Origin of the sequence: Cupriavidus phytohabitans (genome assembly GCF_000426345.1) — a bacterium.
Lineage (GTDB): Bacteria > Pseudomonadota > Gammaproteobacteria > Burkholderiales > Burkholderiaceae > Cupriavidus.
In genome coordinates, this window is the sequence record NZ_AUFE01000050.1 from 23,088 (window position 1) to 42,248 (window position 19,161).

Annotated in this window: 8 protein-coding genes and 1 pseudogene; 8 read left to right on the plus strand and 1 reads right to left on the minus strand. The window is 70.3% G+C overall.

Features of this window, described 5'->3' with window-relative positions; translation table 11 throughout:
* The first annotated feature begins 3 nt into the window (after positions 1–3).
* The 7 genes from treS to treY all read left to right on the plus strand — a co-directional run bounded on the left by treS (position 4) and on the right by treY (position 17,706).
* A complete protein-coding gene (treS, locus tag K309_RS0126175) occupies positions 4–3,366 on the plus strand; it encodes a maltose alpha-D-glucosyltransferase (RefSeq protein ID WP_029049145.1) in 3,363 nt (1,120 codons plus the stop codon).
* Complete coding sequence (glgB, locus tag K309_RS0126180) at positions 3,363–5,636, plus strand: 1,4-alpha-glucan branching protein GlgB (RefSeq protein WP_029049146.1); 2,274 nt, start codon at positions 3,363–3,365, stop codon at positions 5,634–5,636. The genes treS and glgB overlap by 4 nt, the downstream gene beginning before the upstream one ends.
* Before the next feature lie 11 nt (positions 5,637–5,647).
* Complete coding sequence (glgX, locus tag K309_RS0126185) at positions 5,648–7,888, plus strand: glycogen debranching protein GlgX (protein WP_029049147.1); 2,241 nt, start codon at positions 5,648–5,650, stop codon at positions 7,886–7,888.
* Complete coding sequence (gene malQ, locus K309_RS0126190) at positions 7,885–10,140, plus strand: 4-alpha-glucanotransferase (RefSeq protein WP_029049148.1); 2,256 nt, start codon at positions 7,885–7,887, stop codon at positions 10,138–10,140. Before glgX ends, malQ begins: the two co-directional genes overlap by 4 nt.
* Positions 10,141–10,253: 113 nt before the next feature.
* On the plus strand, positions 10,254–12,797 hold the full coding sequence (locus K309_RS0126195) for a glycogen/starch/alpha-glucan phosphorylase (RefSeq protein WP_029049149.1): 2,544 nt from the start codon (positions 10,254–10,256) through the stop codon (positions 12,795–12,797).
* A 239-nt stretch (positions 12,798–13,036) separates the two neighbouring features.
* Entirely contained in the window at positions 13,037–15,043 is a 2,007-nt protein-coding gene (gene treZ / locus K309_RS0126200; RefSeq protein ID WP_029049150.1) for a malto-oligosyltrehalose trehalohydrolase, read from the plus strand.
* Positions 15,043–17,706, plus strand: a complete 2,664-nt coding sequence (gene treY, locus K309_RS0126205; RefSeq protein WP_051320613.1) for a malto-oligosyltrehalose synthase — start codon at positions 15,043–15,045, stop codon at positions 17,704–17,706. Before treZ ends, treY begins: the two co-directional genes overlap by 1 nt.
* Before the next feature lie 8 nt (positions 17,707–17,714).
* Here the strand turns inward: treY and K309_RS37495 are convergent, their stop codons facing one another.
* Positions 17,715–18,404 (minus strand): malto-oligosyltrehalose synthase, encoded by a 690-nt coding sequence (locus tag K309_RS37495; protein WP_232232492.1) that lies wholly within the window; start codon positions 18,402–18,404, stop codon positions 17,715–17,717.
* A gap of 564 nt (positions 18,405–18,968) precedes the next feature.
* Here K309_RS37495 and K309_RS0126215 point away from each other — a divergent pair.
* A pseudogene (locus K309_RS0126215) lies at positions 18,969–19,161 on the plus strand (IS256 family transposase); the annotation flags it as partial.

Here is a 19,161-nt window from a genome sequence, read left to right on the forward strand (position 1 = left end):
ACGATGAAACGCCTCACCGAAACCGCCAGCGCCGCGCTGCTCAATGCCGACCCGCTCTGGTACAAGGACGCGGTCATCTACCAGCTGCACATCAAGTCGTTCTTCGATGCCAACGGCGACGGCGTGGGCGATTTCGCCGGGTTGCTGGCCAAGCTCGACTACCTGGTGAACCTTGGCGTCGACACCATCTGGCTGCTGCCGTTCTACCCGTCGCCGCGCCGCGACGACGGCTACGACATCGCCGACTACCGCAACGTCCATCCCGACTACGGCACGCTGGCCGAGGCGCGCCGCTTTATCGCCGCGGCGCATGCGCGCGGGCTGCGCGTGATCACCGAGCTGGTGATCAACCACACTTCGGACCAGCACCCGTGGTTCCAGCGCGCGCGGAAGGCCAAGCCAGGCTCCGCCGCGCGCCGCTACTACGTCTGGTCTGACCACGACCAGGCCTATGCCGGCACGCGCATCATCTTCTGCGATACCGAGAAATCCAACTGGAGCTGGGACCCGGTCGCCGGCGCCTACTTCTGGCACCGCTTCTACTCGCACCAGCCCGACCTGAACTTCGATAACCCGCAGGTGCTCAACGAGGTGCTGTCGGTCATGCGCTTCTGGCTGGACATGGGCATCGACGGGCTGCGGCTGGACGCGGTGCCGTACCTGGTCGAGCGCGAGGGCACCAGCAACGAGAACCTGCCCGAGACCCACGCGGTCATCCGCAATATCCGCGCCTACCTCGACCAGCACTTCCGCGGGCGCATGCTGTTGGCCGAAGCCAACATGTGGCCGGAAGACGCGCAGCAGTACTTCGGCCTGACCGGCCCCGAGCCCGAAGGCGACGAATGCCACATGGCCTTCCACTTCCCGCTGATGCCGCGCATGTACATGGCGATCGCGCGCGAAGACCGCTTCCCGATCACCGACATCATGCGCCAGACGCCGGAGGTGCCGCCCAACTGCCAGTGGGCGATCTTCCTGCGCAACCATGACGAGCTGACATTGGAAATGGTGACCAGCAGCGAGCGCGACTACCTGTGGGAGGTCTATGCGTCCGACCGGCGCGCGCGCATCAACCTCGGCATCCGCCGCCGGCTGGCGCCGCTGATGGAGCGCGACCGGCGCCGCATCGAGCTGATGAACAGCCTGCTGTTCTCGATGCCGGGCACGCCGGTGATCTACTACGGCGACGAGATCGGGATGGGCGACAACATCCACCTGGGCGACCGCGACGGTGTGCGCACGCCGATGCAGTGGTCGCCCGACCGCAACGGCGGCTTCTCGCACGCCGATCCCGAGCGGCTGGTCCTGCCGCCGCTGCAGGGACCGCTGTACGGCTATGAGGCCGTCAACGTCGAGGCGCAGACGCGCGACCCGCATTCGCAGCTCAACTGGATGCGACGCATGCTGGCGCTGCGGCGCAAGCACCGCGCCTTCGGCCGCGGCACGCTGCGCTTCCTGTTCCCCGGCAACCGCAAGATCCTGGCGTACCTGCGCGAGCACGAGGGCGAGCACATCCTGTGCGTGGCCAACCTGTCGCGCGCCCCGCAGGCCGTCGAGCTGGATCTGTCCGCGTTCAACGGCCGAGTGCCGGTCGAAATGATGGGCGCCACGCCTTTCCCCGCGATCGGCACGCTGACCTACCTGCTGACACTGCCGCCCTATGGCTTCTACTGGTTCGTACTGAGCGAGGAGGCACAGCCGCCGTCATGGCATGTGGAAGCGCCTGAGCAGATGCCAGACCAGATCACCCTTGTGATGCAGAACATCGGCCGCCCCGAACTGACCGATGCGTCGCGCCGTGCCCTGGCCACCGAGGTGCTGCCCCACTACATCAGCCGCCGCCGCTGGTTCGGCAGCAAGCACGAGCGTATCGAGCGCGTCGGCATGGCGTACCTGCTGCCGTTCACGCGCGGCAGCAGCGGCGAGGATGTCTACCTTGGCGAAGTCGAGGTGGCGTTGTCCGGCCGCACCGAGCGTTACCAGTTGCCGGTCGGCATCCTGTGGGACCGCGAAAGCGCCGACAGCGTGTCGCAGCTGGCGCACGGGCTGTCGATGGCGCGTGTGCGCCAGGGCAGCCGCGTGGGGCTGGCCACCGACGGCTTCGTGGTCGAGCCGTTCGCGCGCGAGGTGGTGCAGGCGCTGCGCCGGGGCGCGGAGCTGCAGGCCGGACCGGACCGGATCCGTTTCCGCGCCGAGCCCGGACTGGCAGCGCTGGAGCTGGAGCGCGACCCGATCGAGTGGATGTCGGCCGAGCAGTCGAACAGTTCGCTGTCGTACAACAACACCGCGGTGCTCAAGCTGGTGCGGCGGCTATCCGGCGGCATCCATCCCGAGGCCGAGATGACGCGCTATCTGACCGCGCGGGGCTATGCGCACTCGGCCCCGCTGCTGGGCGAGGTCGTACGCACCGGCGCCGACGGCGTGCCGCATACGCTGATGCTGCTGCAGGGCTATATCCTGAACCAGGGCAACGGCTGGGACTGGACCCTGGACTACCTGGGCCGCGCCATCGACGATGCGCTGCCGGCGCAGGAAAGCGAGGCCGAGTTCGCCGAGGCCATGACCGGCTACGCGGCGCTGGCGGGCACGCTGGGGCGGCGCCTGGCCGAGCTGCATGCGGTGCTGGCGCGCCCGACCGACGACGAGGCTTTTGCGCCGGTGCCCGCCACCGAGGCCGATGCGCGCGACTGGGCGGCGCAGGCGCTGCAGGCGCTGCACCGCGCGCTGGCGCTGGTCGGCAAGCGCGCCGACAGCGTCCAGGGCTCGGTGCAGCCGGCGTTCGAAGCCGACGCGCAGACACTGTTGGCCGCGCACGGCGCACTGCCCGCGCTGGTCGAACAACTGGCCATGGCCGCGCCCGGCAGCCTGCGGACGCGCTTCCACGGCGACTTCCACCTTGGCCAGGTGCTGATCGCGCAAAACGACACCTACCTGGTCGATTTCGAGGGCGAGCCGGGCATGCCGCTGGACTGGCGCCGGCGCAAGACCTCGCCGCTGCGCGACGTGGCCGGATTGCTGCGCTCGCTGGATTATGCCGCCGCCACGGTCGGCACCGACCGCCAGGAACGCACCCACACCGAGCTGCCGCCGCAGCTGGCGGAACGCCGCGCGCTGCTGCTCGAGCGCTTCCGCGCCACCGCCAACGAGGCCTTCCTGAATTGCTACCGCCAGCATATGGAGGCATCGCCCGCTGCCTGGGTCGACCCGGGCCAGTTGCAGCCGCTGCTGGACCTGTTCCTGCTTGAACGCGCCGCCTACGAGGTCGACTACGAAGCCGCCAACCGGGTGGCGTGGATCGACCTGCCGGTCAGCGGGCTGGCACGCCTGCTGCGCAAGCTGCTGGCGCGGCCGGGAGGCCAGCCATGAGCCCCCCGACCGCGGCAACGCGCGGCGCGCCGGGCACCGGCATGCTGCCGGGCCACGAACTCGACGCGCTGCTGGGCGCGCGCCACCACGACCCGTTCGCGGTGCTGGGCCCCCACTCCGACGGCGACGGGCTGCTGGTGCGCGCCTGCCTGCCCGGCGCCGTGGCAGCGCAGTTGGCCTCTGCCGATGGCGCCACGCTGGCCGAGATGGAACGGCTGCACCCCGGCGGCATCTTCGCTGCGCGCCTGCCCGGCAACGCGGGCCGCGCCACGGCGTCGGACTATCGCATCCGCGTGACCTGGCCGGACGGCACCGAGCAGTGCAGCGCCGACCCGTATGCCTTCAACCTGCTGCTGGGCGAACTGGATCTGCACCTGATTGCCGAGGGCCGCCACTTCGAGCTGGGCGAGTGCCTGGGCGCGCAATGGCAGCGTGTGGACGGCATCGACGGTGTGCGCTTCGCGGTGTGGGCGCCGAACGCGCGGCGCGTGTCCGTGATCGGCGAATTCAACGGCTGGCACCAGGCGCGCCATCCGATGCGGCTGCGCCATCCCAGCGGCATCTGGGAGCTGTTCGTGCCGGCCGCACTGGGCGCCGAGCCCGGCAGCCGCTACAAGTACGACCTGCTCGACCCGGACGGCACCGAGCTGCCCGACAAGGCCGACCCGCTCGCGCTCGCCACCGAAGCGCCGCCGGAGACCGCCTCGGTCGTCACCGCGCCGGGCAAGGGCGCGCCGCCGTTCGAATGGCACGACGACGACTGGATGGCGCGCCGCAGGGCCGCCGATCCTTACGCCCTGCCGATGTCGGTCTACGAAGTCCATGTCGGCTCCTGGCTGCGCGCCGCCAACGACAGCCGCCACGGCTGGGACATCCTGGCCGAGCGGCTGGTGCCGTACGTGCAGGAGCTCGGCTTCACGCATATCGAACTGCTGCCCATTACCGAACACCCCTTTGGCGGCTCGTGGGGCTACCAGCCGCTGTCGCTGTATGCGCCGACCGCGCGGCTGGGGCCGCCCCAGGCCTTCGCCGCCTTCGTCGACCGCTGCCACCAGGCCGGCATCGGCGTGATCCTGGACTGGGTGCCGGCGCATTTCCCGACCGACCCGCACGGGCTCGCGCGCTTCGACGGCACCGCGCTCTACGAGCACATGGATCCGCGCGAAGGCTTCCACCAGGACTGGAACACGCTGATCTACAACCTCGGCCGCAACGAGGTGCGCGGCTTCCTGCTGGCCGGCGCGCTGCACTGGCTGGAGCACTTCCATGCCGACGGGCTGCGCGTCGACGCGGTCGCTTCCATGCTCTACCGCGACTACAGCCGCGAGCCGGGGCAATGGGTACCGAACCGCTACGGCGGCCGCGAGAACCTGGAGGCGGTCGCGTTTCTGCGCGAACTCAACAGCGTGGTCCATGAACGCTGCCCCGGCACGCTCACCATCGCCGAGGAATCCACCGCCTGGCCCGGCGTCACCGCCAGCGTGGCCAGCGGCGGGCTGGGCTTCGACTTCAAGTGGAACATGGGCTGGATGCACGACACGCTGCGCTACCTTGGGCATGAGCCGGTACACCGCGCCTGGCACCACCAGGACATGACCTTCGGGCTGGTCTATGCGTGGTCCGAGGCCTTCGTGCTGCCGCTGTCGCACGACGAGGTCGTGCACGGCAAGGGCTCGATGCTTGGCAAGGTGCCCGGCGACAACTGGCAGCGCTTTGCCGGCCTGCGCGCCTACTACGGCTTCATGTGGACCCATCCCGGCAAGAAGCTGCTGTTCATGGGCGGCGAGCTGGCGCAGTGGCAGGAATGGAACCACGACGCCGAGCTCGACTGGGCGCTGCTGGACCACCCCATGCACCGCGGCATGCATGCGCTGGTGCGCGACCTGAACCGGCTCTACCGCGAGCTGCCGGCGCTGCACGCGCTCGACCACAGCCCCGAGGGCTTCCAGTGGGTGGTCGGCGACGACAACCACAACAGCGTGTTTGCGTGGCTGCGGCGCGCCGCGCCGGGCAGCCGCGAAGTCGTGCTGGTGGTGGTCAACATGACGCCGGTGCCGCGCCGGGGCTACCGGGTCGGCGTGCCCTTTGCCGGCACCTGGCGGGAATGCCTGAACACCGATGCCGAGTGTTATGGCGGCAGCAATGTCGGCAACGGCGGCACGGTGACGGCGGTGGACGTGCCCTCGCACGGGCAGCCGGCCTCGCTCGCGCTGACACTGCCGCCGCTGGCCACGCTGGTGCTGCGGCTCGAGCATGCCGAGGGTGAATAAGGCGCAACGACATGACCCGACCCTTCGCGGACCGGCTGCTGCCGGGCAAGCCCTACCCCATGGGCGCCCACTGGGACGGGCTGGGGGTCAACTTCGCGGTGTTCTCGGCGCATGCTTCGCGCATCGACCTGTGCCTGTTCTCCGAGAGCGGCCGCAAGGAACTGGCACGCCTGCCGCTGCCGGAATGCACCGACGAGATCTGGCACGGCTACCTGCCCAACGCCGCGCTCGGCACGCTGTACGGCTACCGCGCGCACGGCCCCTACGATCCCGCGCACGGGCACCGTTTCAATCCGCACAAGCTGCTGCTGGATCCGTACGCGCGCCAGTTGAGCGGGCCGGTGCGCTGGGCCGACGCGCTATTCGGCTACCGCCTGCAGAGCGCGCGCGGGGACCTGACACCGGACCGCCGGGACAGCGCCCAGAGCATGCCCAAGGCCGTGGTGATCGACGAAAGCTTCCACTGGGGCGACGACCGTCCGCCCGCGGTGCCGTGGCCTGCCACCGTCATCTATGAAGCCCATGTGCGTGGCCTGTCGATGCTGCGCGACGACCTGCTGCCCAACCTGCGCGGCTCTTTCGCCTCGCTGTGCGACCCGCGCTTTATCGACCACCTGGTGCAGATGGGCATCACCACCGTCGAGCTGCTGCCCGTGCATGCCATCCTGCAGGACCGCTTCCTGCTGGAGCGCGGGCTGCGCAATTACTGGGGCTACAACACCATGGCCTACTTCGCCCCGGAACCGGCCTACCTGGGCACCGGGCAGCTGCAGGAATGCAAGGTGGCCATGCGGCGCCTGCATGCGGCCGGCATCGAAGTGATCCTGGACGTAGTCTACAACCACACCTGCGAGGGCAACGAGCTGGGGCCGACGGTATCGTGGCGCGGCCTGGACAACGCCAGCTACTACCGCCTGATGCCGCACGACGGGCGCCACTACATCAACGACACTGGCTGCGGCAACACGCTCAACCTGTCGCACCCGCGCGTGCTGCAGATGGTGATGGACTCGCTGCGCTACTGGGTGGAGTGCTACCACGTCGATGGCTTCCGTTTCGACCTGGGCAGCACGCTGGGGCGCGAGGGCAACGGCTTCGACCAGGGCTCGGGCTTCTTCGATGCGCTGATGCAGGACCCGGTGCTGAGCCGCGTCAAGCTGATCTCGGAACCGTGGGACCTGGGCCCCGGCGGCTACCAGCTCGGCAACCACCCGCCCGGCTTTGCCGAGTGGAACGACAAGTTCCGCGACGCCGTGCGCCGCTTCTGGCGCGGCGATGCCGGCAAGCGCGGCGAACTGGCCGCGCGGCTGGCGGCCTCGGCCGACCTGTTCGACAGGCGCCACAGGCGCCCGTGGGCCAGCGTCAACTTCATCACCGCGCACGACGGCTTTACGCTGGCCGACCTGGCCAGCTACAGCACCAAGCACAACGAGGCGAACGGCGAGGACAACCGCGACGGCACCGATGACAACGCCAGCGCCAACTGGAGCCCGGACGGCAGCATTGAAGGCCCGACCGACGATCCGGAAATCCTGGAGCGCCGCAGCCGCGTGGCGCAGGCACTGATGGCCACGCTGCTGCTCGCGCAAGGCACGCCGATGCTGACCGCCGGCGACGAATGGGGCCGCACCCAGCATGGCAACAACAACGCCTACTGCCAGGACAACGAGATCTCGTGGCTGGACTGGAAGCAGGCCCAGACGCCTGGTGCGCAGCCGCTGCAGCACATGGTCCGGCGCCTGCTTGCGCTGCGCCGGCGGCTGCACGCGCTCACCGGCGACCGCTTTGCCCATGGGCGGCACGAGCCGGCGCGCGGCATCGCCGATATTGCGTGGTTCGATACCGACGGCAATCCGCCCACGCCCGAGGAATGGGCCGACCCCGAAATCCGCACGCTGGCGCTGCGCCGCGCTGCCCCGCCGCCGCAACCCGAGCGCCCGCAACTGGGCTCGCTGCCGGAAGAAGAGGCGGAGGGGGACGATGCGCGCACCGTGCAAGTGACGCTGCTGCTGCTCAACGCCGGCGAGGCCGACGCGTCGTTCCTGCTGCCGGAGCCCAGGCTGGCCTGGACCCTGCTGTTCGACAGCAGCCGGCCCGAAGCCACCGAATCCGAGCTTGCCGGCGAAACGGTGGGCGAAAGCCAAATGGTGCCGGGGCATTCGCTGGTGCTGCTGGCTGCCCCCGCGCGCAGCCGCGAGAGCCCGCACCAGGAAAGCCCGCCGCTGGGGGCGCCGCAGGAGACACAGGAATGACCCGACGCATGCACCGCAGCGCCGCGCCGCCTCCAACGCCACTGCAGAAGCTGGCGCTGCGCGCTGACCTGCAGCCGCATTGGACGGATGCCTGGGACCAGCCCCGGACCGTGTCCGACGACGCGCTGCGGCGCGTGCTGGACGGCCTTGGCCTGCCCTGCTCCACCGCCGGCCAGTGCGAGGCCTCGCACGCCTGGCTCGCGGCCGATGATGCCGCCCACGCGCTGCCGCCGCTGGTCACCGCCGAACGCGGCCAGCCCGTGGCGGTGCCGTGGCCGCACACGCTGCCGCAGCGCGCGTACCGGCTGACGCTCGAAGACGGCGCCATCGTGACCGGCACCGCGGTGCGCGCGCCACACGCGGGCGGCGATCCGGCCGGCGCCATGCTGCTGCCCCCGGTCGACGTCTGCGGCTACCACCGGCTTGAACTGGGCGATGCGCAAACGGTGCTGTCGGTGGCACCTGCGCGCTGCTACGGCGTAGCGGACGCGCTGCGTCATGCCGGCCGCACTGCCGCCGGCGCCGGCGCACGCCCATGGGGCCTGGCGGTGCAGCTCTACAGCCTGCGCCGCGGCGCCGACTGCGGCATGGGTGACCTGACCGCGCTGGCCCAGTGCTGCACCAGCGCCGCCGCCCTGCACGCCGACGCGGTCGCGATCAATCCGCTGCACGCCGGCTTTGCAGCGCTGCCGCAGCGCTACAGCCCGTACGCGCCCTCCAGCCGGCTGTTCCTGAACCCGCTGTACGCCGATCCCGCCGCGATGTTCGGCCAGCAGGCGCTGGACTCTGCCATCGCGGCGCTCGGCATCGGCGAGCAGCTGGCGGCGCTCGAAGCGCTCACTGAGATCGACTGGCTCACGCTGGCGCCATTGCGCTACGCCGTGCTGCACTGGCTCTGGCAGCGGCGCGAGACCCTGCTGCCGCGCACGGTGCTGGACGACTGCGCCGCCTTCCGTGCCCGCGGCGGCACGGCACTGCATGCGCATGCCTGCTATGAAGCGATCCAGGCGCAGCGGCTCGCCACGGCCAGCAACGGCATGAACCACGCTGCGGCGCCGGACTGGCGCTGCTGGCCAGTCACGCTGCGCTCGCCCGCTGATGCCGCGGTGGCGGCCTTCGCCCGCGACCACGCCGACGACGTGGCCTTTCACGCCTTCCTGCAATGGCTCGCCGCCGATGGCATGGCACGTGCGCAGCGCGCCGCGCGCGACGCCGGGATGGCGGTGGGCGTGGTCTGCGACCTGGCCGTCGGCGCCGACCCGGGCGGCAGCCAGGCGTGGACACGACAGCAGGAAATCCTGGCCGGCTTCCATGCCGGCGCGCCGCCGGACGTGTACAACCCGCTTGGCCAGGACTGGGGCGTGGCGGTGTTCTCGCCGCGCGGCCTGCGCCGGCAAGGCTATGCCGCCTTCCTGGAGATGCTGCGCGCCAACCTTTCCCATTGCGGCGGGCTGCGCATCGACCACGTCCTGGGGCTGGCACGTATGTGGCTGGTGCCCGCGGGCGCGTCCGCCAGCGACGGCGCCTACCTGCGCTACCCGCTCAAAGACCTGCTGCGGCTGGTGGCGCTGGAATCCTGGCGGCACCGCGCCATCATCATCGGCGAGAACCTTGGCACGGTTCCCCCCGAGCTGAACGCGGCGCTGGCCGCGCGCGGCGTGCTCGGCATCGACGTGCTGTGGTTCCAGCGCGAGGAAGTGAAGGCGGCCGCAGAGGCGGCCGATCCGGCCATCGAGGCCGATCCGGCGCCGTTCCAGCCGCCCGCGCAGTGGCCGCCCGAAGCCATCGCCACCACTTCCACGCACGACCTGCCCACCGTTGCCGGCTGGTGGGCCGGACGCGACCTCGACTGGCGCGACCGGCTGAAGCTGCTCGCGCCCGGCGCAACCCTGGCGCAGGCGCAGGCAGGCCGCGCCCGCGAGCGCAGCGCGCTGTGGCAGGCGCTGAACCAGGCCGGGCTGTGCCACGGCCCCGAACCCGACCCCGCGCACGCGCCGCTGGATGCCGTGCTGGCCTGGCTGGGCACCGCCCGCACCGCCATGCGCGTGGTGCCGCTGGAAGACCTGCTGGGCGAGTTCGAGCAGCCCAACCTGCCCGGCACCACCAGCGTCCATCCCAACTGGCAGCGCCGGCTCGACCCCGACGTGCGCACGCTGGCCGACGCGCCGGCGCTGCGCGACCGGGCGCATTCGATCCGGCAAGCCGTCCGCAGTGGCGGCCACGGCACCCGGCATCCGCCGCCGCGCGGCTAGCCGCCGGTGCCGCCTGCCAGGGTGGCGCCGAACCCACCCGCGCCGCGATCCGGGCGCGCACTTGTCCCCCATCCGCTAAGCTTGACCCACCAGCATGCGCAGGAGGTTCCGCCATGAAGGAAGTGATCCGGCCCGAGCACGCCGACGATACCCGTACCGCCCTGTCCGGCGCCAGCCTGCGCCGCGCGTTCCTCGACCACGTGTTCCATACCCAGGGCAAGCTGCCCGGCCACGCCAGCCAGAACGACCTCTACCAGGCTGCGGCGCATACCGTGCGCGACCGCCTGGTGCAGCGCTGGATCAGCACCGCGGAAGCCTACCTGGGCCAGCCTTCGCGCACCGTGGCCTACCTGTCGGCCGAATTCCTGATGGGGCCGCACCTGGGCAACAACCTGGTCAACCTCGGCATCTTCGACGAAGTCAACGAGGCCATGGCGGCGGCAGGACTCGACCTCGAGCGCATCCTGGAGCAGGAAGTCGAGCCGGGGCTCGGCAACGGCGGCCTGGGCCGGCTGGCGGCGTGCTTCATGGATTCCCTGGCGACGCTGGAGATCCCGGCGCTCGGCTACGGCATCCGTTACGAGTACGGCATCTTCCAGCAGACCATCATGGATGGCATGCAGGTGGAGAAGACCGATACCTGGCTGCGCAACGGCAACCCGTGGGAGATCCAGCGCTCCGAATGGGCGGTGCAGGTGCGCCTGGGCGGCCACACCGAGCACTACACCGACGACCGCGGCCACTACCGCGTGCGCTGGGTGCCGGCCAAGACCGTGGCCGGCGTGCCCTTCGACTCGCCGATCCTGGGCTACCGCGTCAACACCGTGAACACGCTGCGGCTGTGGCGCGCCGATGCGACCGAAGCCTTCGACTTCCATACCTTCAACCGCGGCGACTACCTCGGCGCCGTGAGCAAGAAGGTGACGTCGGAAAACCTGACCAAGGTGCTCTACCCCAACGACGAGACCACCCAGGGCAAGGAGCTGCGGCTGGAACAGCAGTACTTCTTCGTCGCCTGCTCGCTGCAGGACATGCTGCGGCTGCTGGCCGTCGACGGCATCCCGGTGACGCGCTTCCACGAGAAGTTCGCGGTCCAGCTGAACGACACGCACCCGGCGGTAGGCATCGCCGAACTGATGCGGCTGCTGGTCGACGAAAACGACCTGCCATGGAACCAGGCCTGGGATATCACCTGTCGTGCCTTCGCCTACACCAACCACACGCTGCTGCCCGAGGCGCTCGAGCGCTGGCCGCTGCCGCTGTTCCGCCGCGTGCTGCCGCGTCACCTGGAGATCATCCTGGAGATCAACGCGCGCTTCCTCGACGAGGTGCGCATCCGCTTCTACGGGGACGAATCGCGGCTGTCGCGGCTGTCGCTGATCGACGAGCACGGCGAGCGCCATGTGCGCATGGCCAACCTGGCCTGCGTCGGCAGCCATGCCATCAACGGCGTGGCCGAACTGCACTCGCAGCTGATGCGCGAAGACGTGCTCAAGGACTTCTACGCCATGTGGCCGGAGAAATTCACCAGCATCACCAACGGCGTCACGCCGCGGCGCTGGCTGGCGCTGTCCAACCCGAGGCTGACGCGGCTGGTGACGGATGCGATCGGCGATGGCTGGATCTCCGACCTGGAGCGGATCCGCGTGCTCGAGCCCTATGCCGACGATGCCGGCTTCCGCCAGCAATGGCAGGCGATGCGGCGCGCCAACAAGGAAGACCTGGCGCAGCTGATCCGCGACATCACCGGCGTGGTGGTGGACCCGACCTCGATGTTCGATGTGATGGTCAAGCGCATCCACGAATACAAGCGCCAGCATCTGGCGGTGCTGCACGTGATCGCGCTGTACCACCGCATCAAGTCCGACGCGCACGCCGAGATCCAGCCGCGCACCTTCCTGTTCGGCGGCAAGGCCGCGCCGGGCTACGAATACGCCAAGCTGATGATCCGCTTCATCACCTCGGTCGCCGACGTGATCAACCGTGACCCGCAGGTGCGCGACCGGCTCAAGGTGGTGTTCCTGCCCAACTTCAATGTCACCTACGGCCAGCGCATCTATCCGGCGGCGGACCTGTCCGAGCAGATCTCGCTGGCGGGCAAGGAAGCCTCCGGCACCGGCAACATGAAGTTCGCGATGAACGGCGTGCTCAACATCGGCACCATGGATGGCGCCAATATCGAGCTGCGCGAGGCCGTCGGCAACGACAACTTCTTCCCGTTCGGGCTGACCGCGCCCGAGGTCTACGCACTGCGCGCGAGCGGCTACGACCCGGCCGCCTATTACCACAGCAACCCGCAACTGCGCGCGGTGATCGACCTGGTGCAGCAGGGGTTTTTCTCGCGCGGCGATCCGGCGCTGTTCCGGCCGCTGTTCGATCCCCAGGCGGGGCATGATCCCTACCTGCTGCTGGCGGACTTCGCTTCCTATGCCGAATGCCAGCAGATCGTCTCCGACGCCTATGCCGACCCGGATCGCTGGCAGCGCATGTCGGTGTTGTCGTGTGCGCGTTCCGGCCGTTTTTCGTCGGACCGAGCCATCCGCGAGTACTGCGAGCGCATCTGGAACGTCGAGGCGGTGCCGGTGCGGCTGCTGCACCGCGCCAGCGGCGCGCCGTGGCAGGTCGACCCGGGCGCCCGCGGGCCGCGCGCGGCATAGCCATGCACGCGCAGGACGCGCGCGTAGTGTGCGGTATCGCATGCGCGGGGCGCCGCATGCCGGGCAGTACTTTCTACAATCGCCCTTGTAACAAGGCTTCGGCACGGCCGCTCCCCTGCCCGCGCGCCGCGCCGCAAAAGCGCCGTTCTGCTGGCATGGAGTTCGCATCGCGCCAGGGGTCCGCCGCAAGGCAACTTGAGTCCGCCTACCCGGACGCCAACCGATGGCAGGAGCCGAATTTGAACGCAAACCCGTTTCTACTCGCCCCGGGTGCCAGGTCCGCCCTGCCCAGCCTGGCCCCGTTCGACTGCTTTGCCGCGCCCTCTTCGCGGGCCTTCTCCTCCAATGACGAACATGCGCAGGACTACCTGTTCGGGCCGGCCTGGTTGCCCGATGGGCGCGTGCGCTTCCGCCTGTGGGCGCCCGATGCGGCGGAGCAGGGCCATGCCGTGCGGCTGGAGATCGCGGGACTGGGGCCCGTCCATATGGCGGCGGGACCCAACGGCTGGTTCGAGGCGATCGTGCCGTGCTGCGAGGGCGCGCGGTACTGGTTCCGGCTCGATGACGGCACCACGGTGCCCGACCCGGCCTCGCGCTGGCAGGCCGACGACGTGCACGGCCCGAGCATCGTGCCGGCGCGCGATGCCGGTGCCTCGTACGCCTGGACCTGCCCCGACTGGCGCGGCCGGCCGTGGCATGAAGCCATCGTCTATGAAATGCACGTCGGCCTGTGCGGCGGCTTTGCGGGCGCCGCGCAGCAATTGCCGCGGCTGGCCGCGCTGGGCTTCACCGCCATCGAACTGATGCCGCTGGCGGAGTTTCCCGGCGGACGCAACTGGGGTTATGACGGCGTATTGCCGTTCGCGCCGGAGTCCAGTTACGGCACGCCGGACGAGCTGCGCGCGCTGGTCGACCGTGCGCACGCGCTCGGCCTGATGGTGCTGCTGGATGTGGTCTACAACCACTTCGGGCCGGAGGGCAACTACCTGCACCGCTATGCCAGCGCCTTCTTCCGCGCCGACCGGCGGACCCCGTGGGGCCCCGCCATCGATTTCCGGCGGCCGCAGGTACGGCGCTTCTTCACCGAGAATGCGCGCTACTGGCTGGACCAGTTCCGCTTTGACGGACTGCGGCTCGACGCGGTCCACGCCATCGAGGACGAAGGCTGGCTGGCCGCGCTGCCTGGCGAACTGCGCCCCATGCTGGCCGATGGCGCTGGCGGCAACCGCCACCTGCACCTGGTGCTGGAGAACGACGAAAACGACGCCGCGCTGCTGGCGCACGGCTTCGATGCGCAATGGAACGATGACGCCCACCATGCGCTGCATGTGCTGCTGACCGGCGAGGACGATAGCTACTATCGCGACTACGCCAGGCCCGCCGGCGCTGTCGCCGCCGTCGATGCAGGGGAGCGTGGCCAACACGCGCTGCGCCATCTCGCACGCGTGCTGGCGGAAGGCTTCGCCTACCAGGGCGAGCCGTCGCTGCACCGTTCCGGCGGCGCCACCGCCACCGCCACCGCCACCGCCACGGCCGCCGTGTGCCGCGGCCAGCCCAGCGCGCATCTGCCGCCTACCGCCTTCGTCACCTTCCTGCAGAACCACGACCAGGCCGGCAACCGCGCCTTCGGCGAACGGCTGGCCAGCCTGGCCGACCCCCGTGCGCTGCGTGCCGCGGTGGCGCTGCAGTTGCTGTGCCCGCAGGTGCCGTTGGTGTTCATGGGCGAAGAAACCGGCGCGCGGCAGCCATTCCTCTACTTCACCAGCCATTCGCCGGAACTGGCCAAAGCCGTGCGCGACGGCCGCCGCCGCGAATTCGCCGCCAGCGCGGCCTTCGGCGACGATGCGCGCGCCGCGGCCATCCCCGATCCCAACGACCCGGCAACGTTCGAAGCGTCGCGGCCTGCGCTGGCGGACGACGCCGACTGGGCCCCCTACTACCGCGAGCTGCTGTCGATCCGGCGGCGCGAGCTGCTGCACCGGCTGCCGGGCAGCCAGTCCGCCGGCGTCGACATCCTTGGCCCCGCGGCGCTGTGCGCGCGCTGGCATCTGGTGGACGGCGTGGAGCTGAGCCTGTGGCTGAACCTGGGCGACGAAGCGGTGCCCGCCACCCACTCCTGCCGCGACCAACGCACTGCGCTGCACGAGAGCGCGCCGGGCGCTGCCGCGGAGCTTTCCGCCGGCATGCTGCCGCCGCTGGCCTGCGTCGCCACCCTGTGCGAGCCCGCCGCGGCGCGCCCCAGGTAATGCCGGCCAAGGCAGCCACCGCGCCGGCAACAGCGCGCGGCCTGCCGCGCGCCACCGCCCGGCTGCAGCTGCACCCTGCCTTCACCTTTGCCGATGCCGCCGGCGTGGTCGACTACTACGCCGCGCTTGGGGTCAGCCACCTGTACCTGTCGCCGGTCTGCGAGGCCAGGCCAGGCTCCACGCACGGCTACGACGTCACCGACTTCACCCGCGTGCGCGAGGAACTGGGCGGCGAGACGGGCCTGAAGGCGCTGGCTGCGCGCGCACGCAGCGCCGGCCTCGGGCTGATCGCCGATATCGTGCCCAACCACATGGCGGCCGACTGCACCCACAACGGCTGGTGGCGCGACGTGCTGGCGCGTGGACGCGCCAGTCCCCATGCCGGCTGCTTCGATATCGACTGGACGCCGTGCGACCCGGCGCTGCATGGCAAGGTCCTGTTGCCGATCCTGGGGCAGCCGTACTGGGACACAGTCGTCGCCGGGGAGCTGCAGTGGGTGCCCGCGAGCGGCGAGCAGCCGGCCCACGTACGGTACTTCGACCATGTGCTGCCGCTGGCGCCGGACAGCCCTGAAGCGGAGGCCACCGCCGACCCCGGCTGGTACGACACCACGCAGCACGCCGGACGCATCCGGCTGCATGCGCTGCTGGAGCGCCAGCACTACCGGCTGGCCTGGTGGCGCACCGCTGCCGCCTCGCTGAACTGGCGCCGCTTTTTCGAGATCAGCGACCTGGTCGGCGTGCGCGAGGAAGACCAGCAGGTCTTCGACGCGGTCCATGCGCTCGTCTTCCGCCTGCTGCGCGAAGGCTGGATCGACGGCGTGCGCGTGGACCATGTCGACGGCCTCGCCGATCCCGCCGGCTACTGCCGCCGCCTGCGCGCCGGACTCGACCGGCACGCCGCCGCGCGGCCGCCGCCGCTGCAGCTGGAGCGCCCTTGGCTGGTGGTCGAGAAAATCCTCGGCAGCAGCGAACGGCTGCCGCCGGACTGGCAGGTCGATGGCACCACCGGCTACGACTTCATGGATGACGTGGCCGCAGTGCTGCACGACCAGGCCGGCGAAGCGGCGCTGACCGCGCTGTGGGCCATCACCAGCGGCGACGCGCGCCCGTATGCCGAGCACGTGCGCGCGGCCCGCTGCCTGGTGCTGCGGCGGCACCTCGTTACCGAATGCGAGGGCCTGACCGCCCGCCTGCACGCCAGCGCGCAGCAGGAGCCCGGCACGCGCGACCTCACGCCGGCCGCGCTGCGGCACGCGCTGATGGCGCTGATGGCGGCCGTGCCGGTCTACCGCAGCTACTACGACGCGCAGCCGTCGGCACGCGACGCGGCCGCGGCACATGCCGATGACGCCATGGTCGATCAGGCCCTGCAGTCTGCGCGCAGCGGCCTGGCGCCGGACGAGGCCGTGGCGCTGGCATTCATCGCCGGCTGCCTGCGCACGCAGGCAGCGCCTGACAGCGACACCGGCGTGCTGCGCCGCCGCCTGCAGCAGCTGATGCCGGCGCTCGCGGCCAAGGCCGGCGAGGACACCGCCTTCTACCGCTATGGGCGGTTGCTGTCGCGCAACGAGGTTGGCAGCGACCCGGCGCGGCTGGCCATGCCGCCGGCGCAGTTCCACGCCCGCATGGCCGCGCGCCGGCTGGCCGTCCCGCATGCGATGCTGGCCACTGCCACGCACGACCACAAGCGCGGCGAGGACACGCGCATGCGGCTGGCCGTGCTGAGCGAACTGCCGGGCACCTTCGCCGACGCGGTCGCCGCGTGGGAGCGCGACTGCGCGCCGCTGCTCGCCACGCTGCCGCGCGCGCCCGACGCGGCCGACCGGCTGATGCTGTACCAGGCGCTGGTAGGGACCTGGCCAATGGAGCATGCCGGCGACGCCGAGCCTGTACCTGAAGCACTGCTGGCGCGGATTTCCGCGTGGCAGGTCAAGGCCATCCGCGAAGCCAAGCGCCATGGCAACTGGACCTGCCCCGATACCGAGTACGAAGCAGCATGCGAGGCCTTCCTGCGCGGCATCGCGGCCGCGTGGCCACAGGGCGTGCTGGCGCAGATCGGCCGCTTCTCGCAGCGCATCGCCACCGCCGGTGCCCTCAACAGCCTGGCGCAGGTGATGGTGGAACTGACCGCCCCCGGCATTCCCGACCGTTACCAGGGCACCGAGGGCTGGGACCTGAGCCTGGTCGATCCGGACAACCGCCGCGCGCCGGACTTCGGGCGGCTGCAGGCACGGCTGGCGTGCGGCGCGGGCTGGGCGCACTGGCTGGCGCACTGGCGCGACGGCCGGCTCAAGCAGCAGCTGGTGCGCCATGTGCTCGCGGCGCGCGGCGCCGACCCCGCGCTGTTTGCCGATGGCCAGTACAGCATGCTGGCCGCGCAGGGCACGCTGGCGCAGCAGGTGCTGGCATTTGCGCGCAGCACCGCTGCGCGCCAGGCCGTCACCGTGGTCACGCGGCTGTCAGCGGCGCTGGTCGACCCGGCCGTGCCGCGCATTCCGCCGGCATGCTGGGGCGACACCACGCTGAACCTTGGCGCGCCGCAGCCAGGCCGCTGGATCGACGCGTTGACGGGGCACCCGCTCGACGCGCCGGCGGGGCGCCTGCGCCTGCGCGACGTGCTGGGCGGGCTGCCGGTGGCACTGCTGCTGCGCGAGCCATGAAGCGCTCGTCACAGGCTGGACAACCGGGAGATCGTGGCTTGCGAAATGATCGGGGTCAGCGGCGGCCGCGGGGCGCTCGGCGCTGCATAGGGTCCAGGCAGTCCATGCGGACCATTCAGCCCATGCGGGTCGTGGGGGACCGCCTGGCCATGGTGGAATGGGCGGGCTCCGGCGGGCGGCTCGCGCAGGGCCTGGCTGGGCGAGGCGCCGCGGTCCTGCGGCAGGTAGGGCCGGATCACGACGGCGACGTAGTCGTCTTCCTTCGGCGTCACCACGATATAGGCAAGCCCGGACATGACCAGCCCCACTTCGCCCAGTTCGGTGGCGATGCGCGCCACGATAAAGCGCTGCAGCAGCAGCGGGTTGACACTGTCGTCGATCGCAAGCGCGGCGGTGCAGATGGTCAGGAAGCAGCGCTCGACTTCGCGGCAGACCACCACCACTTCATCGAGCGCGTAACCGGAACGGCTGGCACGCACCAGGACCGAGACGCCGGAACTCGGCGCGGCGCGATGCCAGCCGGGCTTGATCTTGAAACTGGGCAGCGTCAACCCCGAGCCCGTGTCCTGCGCGACCGTGTTAAAGCGCTGGGCGAAATCCAGGGGTGTGATCGCGAGCAGCTGGCGTTCGACCGGCGCCGAGGAAACCGACACTGACGAGGCCAGGATGACGGTGGACAGGATGCTGGCGAAATTCATTTCTACCCTCGCAACAGGATGTGCCGCTCCCCCGGGCCGGCTGCCCTGATAGGCCCCGCCAGCACGCGGCCAACGGAGCCGCCGCGGCGTGGGGCCGGCGTGGCGGGTTGTGCTCGGCGGCACATGCCGTCCGCCAGTTCTGGCCAGCATTGCTTTCACTATAGACAGGGCGGCACGCAAGCACACGCTACGCAAGCGGCGCGCCACCTGTTGCAGTGCGCACCGCCGCGGGCGGCCCCGACGGCACCATTCACGCTGTCCGCGGGACGCGTGCACTTTCTGCTGCTACTGTAAAAAGTACGGCGCCGGCCGACCGTGAAGCGCCTCCGCATGGCCCGCTACGCTGCGGCGCAAGGCGCACAATCCGCCTTCACGGCCGGCGGGAACGGAGCTTGCAGGTGTGGGGCAGGTGCGGGCAACGTTGCGCAGCCCGCCGCTCACGCAGGAGCTAAAGTCGAAACTGGTGTACAGGCGGGGAATTTGAGGCGCGGAGTAGAGGGCGGTGGAGCTTTCCGCTGAGAATCTGATTGTCGAGATCGGAAACCAGCACAAGAAAGGTCCACCATGAGCAAGGATAAAGGGAAAGAAGCAGTCGGTCTATCGGAAATCGGGCTTGGGCTCGAGGAGCTGATCAGGCGCGGGGCCCGACGGGTCATCCAGGAGGCGATTGAAGTGGAGCTGGCAGAGCTGCTTGAGCAGTTCAGTAACGTCAAGACGTTGAGCGGGCAGCGTGCCGTGGTTCGCAATGGCTACCTCC